General features: G+C 54.4%; 2 protein-coding genes. Both read left to right on the top strand.

Annotated features, from left to right (window positions below; genetic code table 11):
* The first annotated feature begins 84 nt into the window (after window positions 1-84).
* Window positions 85-297: a polymorphic toxin type 37 domain-containing protein gene (locus F1735_RS38385; RefSeq protein ID WP_373888634.1), complete on the top strand. Its 213-nt coding sequence runs from the start codon at window positions 85-87 to the stop codon at window positions 295-297.
* A 13-nt stretch (window positions 298-310) separates the two neighbouring features.
* Complete coding sequence (locus tag F1735_RS33745; RefSeq protein WP_167241387.1) at window positions 311-661, top strand: hypothetical protein; 351 nt, start codon at window positions 311-313, stop codon at window positions 659-661.
* Window positions 662-1116 lie beyond the last annotated feature (455 nt).

The following is a 1116-nucleotide window of genomic DNA, read 5'->3' as shown; positions in this document are numbered from 1 at the left end:
CTTCGCGCCGCCCGCCCTTGACCCTGCTCCGGACCGGACATCGACAAGCGCCGCAAGGCGCAGACATTCACAGCGGTAGCCGATATGGTAGCCGAAGTCAACTTCCACTCAAAACGGCATTGGGCCCCTAAATGGGGTAAGTCTCCTAAAGGATCGGGATGGGTTGATGAGAATGGGGACATTTGGGTTCCCACGGGGCAAGGATCAGGCGCCCATGGTGGACCTCATTGGGACGTGCAGAATAAAGGTGGTAAGGGAGGCTACGTAAACGTATACCCAGGCGGAAAGCGCCGTTAATTAGGAACATTCTGTGAAAATTGAAATAATACTTGGGACGTTTTATTCAGCAGGCGACGAGAATCGTTTTTTTCAAGGCTTAGCCTCTGTCCGGGGACTGCAGCGTTATGTTGGGTTAGGACGAGGATTGATATTGACCGTGAATGTCGGTCGTTTGACTCGTGACTCTTTGATGGACCTGATTGCCATATTTTGGCGATATCAAATACCGCTCAAGGTACTCGCGGTTCTTGGCGATAAACCAAGATTTTCGTGGCTAAAAGAACATGAATGGTACTGGCACCATAACATGTTCGGGAACAGTGACGGGGTCAGTGCCGGTGACGGGGTCAGGTTTGACAAACGAACACGGGCTGATGCGTAGCTGGATCGACCGTTTCCAAGCTCTTCTTTATTAACACTAAAAGCCGTACCCAACCCGCTGCTTGCAAGAGCGCGGGTTCCGGTACCAATCTACCGGACTTAAACGCAATCGAGTTTGGTCCCTACGCGATATTTCGAAATAACAGTTGACAAACATGCCGCTTCGCGCGGCCGCCGGCCCTGCCGGTGCGGGTTGTTTCGCGGCGGCAGGGCGGCGGCCAATAAGGTCTTTTTTGACCTCGTTGGCCGACATGATCTTAGCCTCTTTTTTTGCCGCATTTTCCGGCCCAATGCCCTTTTGAGTGGAAGTTGACTTCGGCTACCATGTAGGCTACCGCTGTGAATGTCTGCGCCTTGCGGCGCTTGTCGATGTCCGGTCCGGAGCAGGGTCAAGGGCGGGCGGCGCGAAGCGCTGCCCGGCGAAGCGAACCCTTGACGCTGTGCAGGGCCAGTACG

It is taken from the genome of Massilia genomosp. 1, from assembly GCF_011682185.1.
GTDB classification, from domain to species: Bacteria; Pseudomonadota; Gammaproteobacteria; order Burkholderiales; family Burkholderiaceae_D; genus Telluria_A; species Telluria_A rubra.
The sequence above is the reverse complement of the archived record's forward strand: the minus strand, read 5'-3'. Positions and strand labels throughout refer to the sequence as shown.